This is a genomic window from Streptomyces recifensis (genome assembly GCF_002154615.1).
Lineage (GTDB): Bacteria > Actinomycetota > Actinomycetes > Streptomycetales > Streptomycetaceae > Streptomyces > Streptomyces griseoluteus.
Map to the genome: position 1 here is coordinate 1 of NZ_MUNH01000604.1, position 1,012 is coordinate 1,012.

At 69.1% G+C, this 1,012-nt stretch carries 1 protein-coding gene; it reads right to left on the reverse strand.

Annotated elements, in window-relative coordinates:
* Positions 1 to 847, reverse strand: an 847-nt coding sequence (locus CCN33_RS32575; RefSeq protein WP_086696040.1) for a TrmB family transcriptional regulator, incomplete at its 3' end; no start/stop codon positions are given.
* Positions 848 to 1,012 lie beyond the last annotated feature (165 nt).

Here is a 1,012-nt window from a genome sequence, read left to right on the forward strand (position 1 = left end):
TGTGGCCCTCGGCCAGCAGGTGCAGCACCTCCGCCTGCTGCCGGGTCAGCCCCTCCTGCTCCCGCCCCGCCGGAGTACCCAGCGCCTCCGCCGCCCGCCAGGTGGTGTCGAACAGCGTGCACAGAGCGGCGATCAGACCCGGCGCGCTCAGCACGACAGCCCCCACCGACGTGGCATTGCTGTCCGCCGCCATGATCGCCACCTGCCGGTCACAGATGATCATCCGGTTCGGCAGCGACGGCACCGTCCGCACCTGAGCACCCTTGTCCATCAGCCACTCCGCGTACGCCACCGTCGCCGCGTCCCGCCGGATACTGTCCAGATAGATCGTCCGCATCTGCACCCCCCGCTCCAGCAGCCGCTGGTTCAGCGGACGCGAGGCCTGCATGTTCGCCTCCGTCTGCGGCCCGCCCGGCGCGAACGCCAGGAACTCGTGACGGACCTGGTGGTTGAGCGCCGTCAGATAATCCCGGATCGACTCCAGACCCCGCAGATACTGCACCCCCGCCTCGGGAACATCCTCCTGCTGCCCGGCGAACTCCGAGATCAGCCGCGCCGCGACCGCCCGGCTCGCCTCCACCCGCTGCTGCTGCGCCGCCAGCTCCGCCTGCTGCCGCGCCAGCAGAATCTCGATCCCCAGGTGCGGGCTGACCGCATGCAGCTGCGTCGGGTCCTCGGTGGAGAAACGGACCAGCGCCAGCTCACTCAGCCGGTCCAGCGCGTCCCGGATCTCCCTCGCCGGTCTGCCCAGCCGGGACACCAGACCCTCCACACCGTCCTCGGGATGGGCGAGCATGGCCCGGTACACGGATTCCGTCTGGTGGTCGAGCCCGAGAAGATCAAGCATCTCATTCCCCCGACAGGTCTGTACGGCACCTGAACCGCTCAAGGCCGATGAGCGCGCGCCTCAACCGCTGTTAAGCAGAGGACAGTAGTCCAGATGCACTCGCCGGCGGCCGAATACGCACTCTCTTGGCCCAAGACTGACCGTTCCCACCACCCCACCCCGCCC